The sequence below is a fragment of the Betaproteobacteria bacterium genome (genome assembly GCA_016791345.1).
Classification (GTDB): domain Bacteria; phylum Pseudomonadota; class Gammaproteobacteria; order Burkholderiales; family JAEUMW01; genus JAEUMW01.
Map to the genome: position 1 here is coordinate 1 of JAEUMW010000453.1, position 8,722 is coordinate 8,722.

7 protein-coding genes and 1 pseudogene are annotated in these 8,722 nt (G+C 66.9%); 5 read left to right on the forward strand and 3 right to left on the reverse strand.

Translation table 11 applies throughout. The features are described 5' to 3' along the window. The coding region (locus JNK68_16975) for a DUF3617 family protein (protein ID MBL8542038.1) at nt 1-325 on the forward strand (325 nt) is incomplete at its 5' end. A gap of 53 nt (nt 326-378) precedes the next feature. Here JNK68_16975 and JNK68_16980 read toward each other — a convergent pair. Next, nucleotides 379-990, reverse strand: coding sequence for a CDP-alcohol phosphatidyltransferase family protein (locus JNK68_16980; protein MBL8542039.1), 612 nt, complete (start codon nt 988-990; stop codon nt 379-381). Between the two features lie 116 nt (nt 991-1,106). Between JNK68_16980 and JNK68_16985 the strand changes: the two genes are divergently transcribed. Both JNK68_16985 and JNK68_16990 read left to right on the forward strand, forming a co-directional pair. Then, entirely contained in the window at nt 1,107-1,736 is a 630-nt protein-coding gene (locus JNK68_16985) for a YbhB/YbcL family Raf kinase inhibitor-like protein (GenBank protein MBL8542040.1), read from the forward strand. A gap of 144 nt (nt 1,737-1,880) precedes the next feature. Further along, on the forward strand, nt 1,881-2,513 hold the full coding sequence (locus JNK68_16990; GenBank protein ID MBL8542041.1) for a protein-L-isoaspartate(D-aspartate) O-methyltransferase: 633 nt from the start codon (nt 1,881-1,883) through the stop codon (nt 2,511-2,513). Between the two features lie 80 nt (nt 2,514-2,593). Here JNK68_16990 and JNK68_16995 read toward each other — a convergent pair whose 3' ends face one another. Next, nucleotides 2,594-3,604, reverse strand: coding sequence for a peptidoglycan-binding protein (locus JNK68_16995; protein ID MBL8542042.1), 1,011 nt, complete (start codon nt 3,602-3,604; stop codon nt 2,594-2,596). A 3,519-nt stretch (nt 3,605-7,123) separates the two neighbouring features. Next, a pseudogene (locus JNK68_17000) lies at nt 7,124-7,609 on the reverse strand (patatin-like phospholipase family protein). A 190-nt stretch (nt 7,610-7,799) separates the two neighbouring features. Between JNK68_17000 and JNK68_17005 the strand changes: the two are divergent. Both JNK68_17005 and JNK68_17010 read left to right on the forward strand, forming a co-directional pair. Beyond that, a complete protein-coding gene (locus tag JNK68_17005) occupies nt 7,800-8,237 on the forward strand; it encodes a CoA-binding protein (GenBank protein MBL8542043.1) in 438 nt (145 codons plus the stop codon). Nucleotides 8,238-8,256: 19 nt separating this feature from the next. After that, on the forward strand, nt 8,257-8,722 hold a 466-nt coding region (locus JNK68_17010), incomplete at its 3' end, for a filamentous hemagglutinin N-terminal domain-containing protein (GenBank protein MBL8542044.1).

Here is an 8,722-nt window from a genome sequence, read left to right on the forward strand (position 1 = left end):
GGAGATGACGTACAAGGGTGCTGCATTTCCCCGGCCCGTGGTCGAGAAGGACTGCGTCACCAAGGCCGATCTGGAACAGCTTGCGCGGGCGCCGGACGACGAGGACGGCGACTGCAAGTTCGTCCGGCCGCCGACGATCACCGCCAACAAGTGGTCCGGCGAGAAACGATGCCCGGATGGGCGCACGGTGCGCGCGGAGTTCGTCGCGGAGAGTCCGGAGCGGATCGCGGGCACAGTGACCAGCCCTGCACCGAAGGGCGGTCAGGTGGAGCGGATGGAGATCTCCGGACGCTGGTTGGGGGCAAGCTGCGCCGGCATCGACTGACAGAACTCTCGCGCTGCCGCGCCGGTCGATCGACGCGAGGGCGTGACGCGAGCTTACTTGGAAGTCCCTTGATGGCCGCGTGCGGTGTGTGCGGCCTTCGCTCCCCACACCCAGACGTAGTGCAGGCCGGATGCCACGATCGTGCCGACCAGGACGAGGAAGGCGACGAGGAGCCATTGGCCGAGATCAACCAACCCCGCAGCCTCGGCGAGTACCAGCGTGAAGACGCCGAAGACGAGTCCGGTATTGGCCTTGCCGAGCCAGCTCGGGTGCATCTCGACGTGGCCGCGCAGCCAGCGATAGGCAAGGAAGCCCAGCACGATGACGACATCGCGCACCACCACCGCGATCGCCACCCAGATCGGCAGCAGCCCCAGCCACGTCAGCGTGCCGGCGGTGGATACGACCATGAGCTTGTCGGCGGCTGGGTCGAGCACCGCGCCAACGTAGCTCTGCTGATGGAAGCGCCGCGCCAGGTAGCCGTCGAGGACGTCGCTCGCCGCCGCGCCGACGAAGACGGCGAGCGCAGCCGCGTAGCGCGCTTCGAGCAGCAGCCAGACCATGACGGGCACCAGCAGGAGCCTGCCGAAGGTAATGAGATTGGGCGCCGTGAACACGGAAAAAGCGTGAATCGAGCCGTAACGAGGGCTCCCGGAACTAACCATATCACAGGGTGACGGCGCTTCGCTCGGGCAGGCATGGCGCACCGGCGGGGGCGGAGGACGCGGCGCTATAATCCGCGACATATCCCCAGGCATTCCCATCCCAGGAGGCAGTTGCCGTGAAGCTCACCACCTCGTGCTTTGCCGACGGGCAGAAGATCCCCGTCGAGTGCGCGTTCTGCGCACCTGATCCGGAAACGCACGCCAGCCTTTCGCAGAATCTCAATCCGGACCTCTCGTGGAGTGATCTCCCGCCGGGGACGAAGTCGTTGGTGCTGCTGTGCCACGATCCGGACGTGCCGAGCCAGCCCGACGACGTCAATCAGGAAGGACGCACCGTGCCGGCGTCGCTGCCGCGCATCGATTTCTTCCACTGGGTGCTGGTCGATCTGCCGGCGAACGCGGCGCCCATCACCAAGGGCGAGTTTGCGAGCGGCGTCACCGCGAAAGGCAAGCCCGGGCCCGCTGCGCCACGCGGCGCGCGTCAGGGCGTGAACGACTACACGAACTGGTTCGCCGGCGATGCCGACATGGGCGGCGACTACCACGGCTACGACGGTCCGTGCCCGCCGTGGAACGATTCGATTCCGCATCGCTACGTGTTCACGCTGTACGCGCTGGACGTCGCCCGCTGTCCGGTCGAAGGTCGCTTTTCCGGGCCCGACGTGCGCCAGGCCATCGAAGGCCACGTGCTGGCGAGCGCGACGGTGACGGGCCGTTATGCGCTCAATCCCGACGTCAAGATCTGATGGGGTTGCATCCGCGGCGGCATCCCGGGCGTTGGTCCGCTCTGCATGCATTCACGATGCGCACTGGCGTTTCTCCTGACTAGCCTCGTCTGCGCGATGCCGGTGCTTGCGGACAACGATTCCTTCGCCGGCGAGCGTGCCGGGATGATCGAAGAGATCAGCGCCCTCGCCACGTACACAGCCGCGGAAACCGGCCGACCGGAGATCGATGCGCGCGTGCTCGACGCACTTGCCAAGGTTCCACGGCACCGCTTCGTGCCCGCTGACCAGGAGAAATACGCCTACAGGAACCGCCCGCTGCCCATCGGTTACGGGCAGACGATCTCGCAGCCTTACATCGTTGCGTTGATGACCGACCTCCTGGACGTGAAGCCGGGCAGCCGCGTGCTGGAGATCGGCACCGGCTCCGGGTATCAGGCAGCGGTCCTCGCCGAGATGGGTGCAGAGGTGTACACGATCGAGATCGTCGAGCCGCTCGGCGTGCGCGCTGAAGCGACGCTCGCTGCGCTGCACTACGACCGGGTGAAGGTGCGGGTGGGGGATGGTTATCACGGCTGGGAGGCGTTCGCGCCCTACGATGCCATCCTCGTGGCGGCTGCGGCGAGCCAGGTGCCGCCGCCCCTCGTCGAGCAACTGAAGCCGGGCGGGCGGATGGTGATCCCGGTCGGACCGTCGTTCGTCCACCACCTGCAATTGCTCGAGAAGGCGGCCGATGGCAGCGTGGTCAGCCGGCAGGTCCTGCCGGTGCGCTTCGTCCCGCTGACCGGAGGGCACTGAAGGCTCGCGCGGGCGCGAGGGCGGACGCTGCTCTCGCGCCCCAGCACCCGCGCGTGTCGCGTGCGACGAACCGGCGGCACCTACGAGGCGGCGCTAGTCTCGTTCTTTGCGCGGCGTGCGGGCGCCTCGCGCCACGCCGGCGCCAGACCGACGCCGAACTGCATGCCGACATCGTAGCGCACACCGTGCACCAGGCCGCTGCCGCGGGCGATGCAGAGCTTGCGCGAACGCACGTCCTCGACCCAGGTCGGATTGCAGGCCTCGGCGCGGCGATGGGCGACGATCTCCATCCGTTCCACTTCCTGCCCCTCGCGCGCGAGGTCGGCGGGAATCGCCTCGAAGTCGGCGAGGATCTGTGCACGGGTCACATCGCGAATGCTTCCGTTCTGCGTGAGGATGTCGAACATGAGTGCGACGGCGCGCTCCGACCACAGCCCGTACTGCTTCGCCAGGGCGACGGCGCGATCGAACACATTGCGCGCGTGCTCGACCTGCATCGTCTGGCATTCGGGCGTGCGGCCGAGGGACTTGAACATGCCGCCCCAGGGCTCGTTCAGATTGTGCCGGATGGGATCCTGGATGCTGCGCGCGAAGTGCATCAGCTCATCGCCGTCGGCAGCCAGCGCCGCCTGCAGCACCGGCAGTCGCGACTGGAACACGGCGCTCATCACCGGGCCGCTTTTCGCGAGCAGTGCCTGCAGCAGCGGTTGCAGGCTGCCCTGACCGAAGTTCCACTGCAGCACGCCGAACGAGATGCCCTGACCGTCGAAGTCACCCGACACACCGGAGAAGCACTCGGGCGGTCCGCGGCTCGTCTCGAAGGTCGCCGTCATTGTGAGGCAGCGGCGTGGCAACTCGTCGGACGCGAGTTCCGGTTCCGGAATCTCCTCGTCGAACAGCGTCTTCCAGGTGATCGGTCCCACGTCGCCATCGACGTCGAGACCGGCCGCGGCCTGGAACGCCTTCACCGCGCTCTCGGTGCCACCGCCGAAGTCGCCGTCGAGCGGCCCGAGATAGAAGCCCTTCTGCTTGAGTGCGGTCTGGATGCGTCCGACTTCCTCGCCGCGGGAACCGAGTCGATAGCTGGCCATGGCGTCCTCCTACACTTTGTTGAGTTCGTACAGCACTGACCGGAACAGTCGTTCGAACCGTCGCTGCTCTTCCGGGCCGACCGTTTCCAGAGCCGGCTTGACGAGAGTCAGCGGGCGGGCGCCTTTCACGTCCCTCTTCTGGATCAGCTTGCGCAGCGCCACGCGGCCGAGGCCCATGCGGCGGAGGTGATCCTGGATGCGGAAGAACACGACTTCTTTGCTGGTGGAATCGGTGATCGCCAGCCCCACCGGCAGCCGGACGGACTTTCCGGATTCCTGCGGATCGCTCACCACGATCTCGATGCGGTCGATCTGCAGCGCGTCGCGCTGCAAATCTGTGTGCTGCGCGACGAGTTGAGCCTCCAAGTCTTTTTCGAGGAAGTTTAGCTTGCCGATGTCACCGGATTCCTTGACGTCCTTCACCCCCATGTCACCCAGGGTGAGGCCGAGTTGGCGCTTGCAGAAGCTCTGGAAGCGCATGCCATAGGTCGCCGCGCTCATGGCCCACGTCACGCGGAACATGTTGCACCACGCCCAGTGGCGGAAGAGGTTCATCCAGCCGCGGTTGTCGGGGTGGTCGAACTGGGTCTCGAGCTGGAGATCGAGGTACACGTTTTCCATGAGCTGGATCACGCTGTTGCAAAGATAGAACCCTTCGCGCAGTTCGTTGTAGGTGTCGGGCAGCCACTGTTCCATCGTCACTTCGTAGCGGACGCCCGTCGCAATCGCTTTCCAGTTTGGATAGATCTGCGCATCCAGGAACCGCAGGTGTCGATCGCTGCGCAACCGCTCGTAGATCGCGTCGAGGGTCCTGGTGTGTCGGGTAAAGACCTCCGCCCCGCCTTTCGCAGGCGGATGCCAGATCGACTTCAGCGCGACGATGAGACCCTCGACATCGCCGAAGACGTCGCTCGTCTCCCCTGCCGTGTCGTTCGCCTCGGCTTCGGCCATCGCCCTCGCCGGACCCAGCACGCACTTGCCGATGTGATAGCCGAGCTTGCGGTAGCTCTCGAACTGCGACTCGTCGAACCACTGATCGTTGGTTGTCTGGTGCGGGAAGGTCGGATCGGTGGAGGCGTAATGCAGCACGTCGGCGGGCTCGTCACCGATCAGGGAGGGTTTCAGGTAGAGCAGCACGCCCGGCACGGCGCCGGGGTCGCGCAGGTCGTAGCGGATGGTGCCTACTGCACAATGCCACTCACTGCGCCTGTCGTCGCCGCGCGGCCGCAGGGGCGCGAGATCGAGCTCGATCGGCACGCCTAGGTCCGCGTAGCATTTGCGGATGGCATTGCCCAGATCCTCGAAGGTGAACTTCCCGTCCTGGCTTGCATCGCACGCGACGACGAAGCGGCAGCGCCGGCGCACGAGCTCGTACAGGCCGAGATTCTCGAAGTGGCCGCCATCGCTGAGGTAAACATAACTGCTGGTGCTGGTGGTTAACCCAAGCAGCTCGCGCAACAGCCGCCACGCCGCGACATGCGGCCCGGGGCGAGTCCACGCGCTCTCGTTGACCGGGTTGCCGCACCATCTGCCAAGCCGCACGTTGAATACGGTCATGAGGAACGCCAGCGCAGGTGAGCTGTGATAGCCCATGTTGGGGCTGGCGGCTGCACCCGAGATGGCGAACGCCACTCCGAGTTGTGCGCCCCTCCTGTTCATGGTCCGCGCGGTCGGGCGGAAGCAGCCGCGACTGGGCGCGGCACGCGGCCGTGCAGGCGGTGGTGGTGCATCGCTGCCGGGGACGATGGCGGTGGGCGGCTGACCCGGCGCGAGCGGCGCGGCAGCCGGTTGCACCGCGTATCCATTTCCCGGCGCGGCATCGTCTTCCGGATCCGCATAGCCTCTGGAGTCGGCGGTCGGCGGCAGCTCGAATCCGGAGAACTTCGGCGTGAACGTGAAGGAGGCGGCCTTGCGCTGCTGCCATTCGAGGTCCTTGCCGTGGACCAGATTCAGCGCGGTGTTGACGATGTGATAGGGACGCTGCGACTCGAGATGTCCGCCGCCCGAGATGCGACCCAGCTGATGCAGCGGCAGATCGTCCTCGGGGTCGAAGCCGGTGAAGGGTTGCGGCTGGCGATGCGGCGCGCGCGTGGCACCGAGATAACAGCGGGTGAGGCGGTTGCGGTAGAAGCTGTAGAGCGAAAACAGGTTGATGTCGACGCGCCAGGAGAGCGCAAGCCCTGTCGTCAGGCAGCCGATGGCCGAGGCGAGCAGGATCCAGATGGAGATCTGGTCCATCTGCTGGAACTGCTGGTCTGCGCTGGCGAGGAAGCTCTCCGCTTGCGTGTCCGGCGTATCGATGCCGGCGAGCTTCGGGAGGAGCGCGTCGATCAGGATCGAGAGACCGACGAGCAGTCCGACGATGAACACGTACGGCGCGATACGGGCGACAAATTCGAGCACGCGGTTGCGCTGCGTCGCGTCGCGTGGTCCCGTCTTCTCGCTTTTTCCGAGCAGCACGCCGGCGAGCGTGGTGGCGATCCAGCTCACCACGGCGCCTCCCGTCGCCCAGCCCCCAGCTTCCCATTGATAGAGGGCGACGGCGAGCGGCGGGACGACATAGACCGAGATCAGGAAGAGGGAGAGCCACGCTGCGCCGACGGCGAGTGCCGAGCCGCCCAGACGGCTCCACCATTCGCGAACGTCCTCGGAGTAGGTGCGTCCGACCAGTCCGACGTGGAGTGTGAGGGCAATCGCCAGCAGCTTCATGACGACGACCGTTCCCAGTCCTGCGGCGAGCCATCTTGCGAGGTTCGGGCCGTACTCGGGAGTGGTCCAGATCCATTCGAGGATGCCCGTGAACCAGTAGAAGAGGACGCCGCCGACGGCGCCGGCGATGATCGCCCCCACCAGCACGTAGAAGAAGCTCACGAGCATGCCGCCACGCAGTTGCGTGCAGACGCGTTGCTGCCGGCGGTCGCGCGCCTCGGCGAAAAGGTACGCGATGCCGCCGATGATCCAGGCGACCAGCGCGAAGATCGCTCCGAGCAGTGCCCACCAGCGCAGGTCATAGCCGAAGTCCGGCTCCGGCTGCACGCTGAACCAGCACGCCACGAGGTATGCGCCCGTCCCGCCAGGCACCCAGAATAGCAGCAGGATCGAGAGCGTCTGCGCGTACCAGGGAGAGCTCACGCCCGCAGCCGGCGTGCGATAGGCGAGGTTCGCCCCGACGATGGCCGAAGTCGGGACGACCAGAAGGCCGAGACCGCACCAGAGGAACCCCATGCCGAGCGCGCTCGGGTGCGCGAAGATCAGCGCCACCAGAATTCGCGGCACGAGCAGCACCGCGATCAGGAGCAGGATCAGGATGGTGAGGTTGAGGTACAGATTGCGCAGATAGGTCGCCACCGCCGAGAGCGTGTCTGCGGACAGCAGCCCCAGGCGCGGGGTCAGGTAGTTGCTGTAACCGCGCAGGAAGCGGATGGCCTGCGATTCGCGGGAGTAACCCGGCGCACCGGCATCCCCGGCATCCGGGCACAGCTCGCGCGCGATCCCGTCGATGCTGCCGCCGCGTCGCGTGATGAGCGCCGAAAGCCAGCTGCCGATGTAGCCGCCGCCGGAAACGGTGGAAACGTAATCGAACAGATGGAGCAGCTTGAGTTCAGCGAGGGCCTGGATCACGCCGAGGTTGAAGGTGGCGCTGCGAATGCCGCCACCAGAGAACGCCAGCCCGACGAGGCGCGCGTCGTGGGCCAGCTGCCGCGGCTCCTTGGACTCGGATGCCGCCGTCTTGAGCACCGGCGGCCGGGCGCGGGCGATCTCGTCGACTTCGATCGCGAGTTGCTCGTCGAAGGTGGCGTAAGCGCTGCGGTCGAGCGCCCGGCGCGTTTGCTCGTCGATGAGCCCGGGCGTCGCACGCGCGTGCTCGCGCTGTCGAAACCGGTCGACCGCCTCCCGCGTCGAGTCGTCGAGTACCCCGTGCAGCAGTCCCGGATAGTCCCCGGTGAGCTTGAGCTGCAACTGCAGGGTGGCGACTTCATGGGGCGAGAGGTCCGTGGCGCGCATGGCTGTCACCGCCGCATCTATGGGCAAGCGCTGATGATACGGTAAGTATGCCGGCGGGAAGCAGCGGCGGGCATCGGCCGTTGGACATAGTCGGCGCCGCGAGCCTTGGGTCAGGGTTGCCCCACTGCCCGGCGCGCCAAGGGGTTGCTAACATCGGCGCGAGCCCAACGCGTGGAGTCTTGGCCGCGGCATGGCGGTGAACCCCGACGACGAGCGCATCCGTATCCTCCTCGAGTCCGCGCGGACGATCGCGGTCGTGGGACTGTCCCCGCGTCCGGTGCGCGCCAGCCATCAGGTCGCGCGCTATCTCATGGCCGTCGGCTACCGGGTGATTCCCGTGAATCCGGGCTTCGCCGAGATCCTCGGCCAGCGCTGCTTTCCCGATCTGCGTGCAGTGCCGGAGCCGATCGACATCGTCGATTGCTTTCGCCGGTCCGAATACATCGAGCCGATCGCAGCCGATGCGGTCGCGGTCGGCGCGAAGGTGCTCTGGCTGCAACTCGGCGTCGTCAACGAAGCCGCCGCAAACATCGCAGCGCGGGCTGGGCTCACCGTCGTCGTGGATCGCTGCATCAAGATCGACCACGCGGCGCTCGGCGTGCGTCCGCGCGCCGCACCGCCCGGCTGATGTTCGTCCCCCGCGCATCATGCGTTTGCGCAGCACGGCGGCCGACGTGAGCCCCGTGCCTCGCAACGCATCCGGCGCGGCCACATCCCCGTCGAGCCCGCTTCGCGCGATCCCCGCGGCGGACGTCTCGCGGCGGCGCGTTGCGCGCGTGCTGCTCGGTTGCCTGCTCGCAACCAGTGCGCCCTCCGGGTACGCTCTGCCGACCGGCGCGGAGGTGGCGAGCGGGAGCGGTGCCGTCAGCCAGTCGGGCAACGCCCTGACGGTTCAGCAGACGAGCCCGCGGCTTGCCATCAACTGGCAGAGCTTCGGCATCGGCGCCGGCGAATCGGTCGTCTTTCGGCAGCCCGACGCGAGTTCGATCGCACTCAACCGCGTCCTCGGCCAGGACCCGTCACTCATTCTCGGCAGCCTGTCCGCCAACGGTCAGGTGTTCGTGCTGAATCCGAACGGCGTCCTGTTCGGGCCCGGCGCCCAGGTCGACGTCG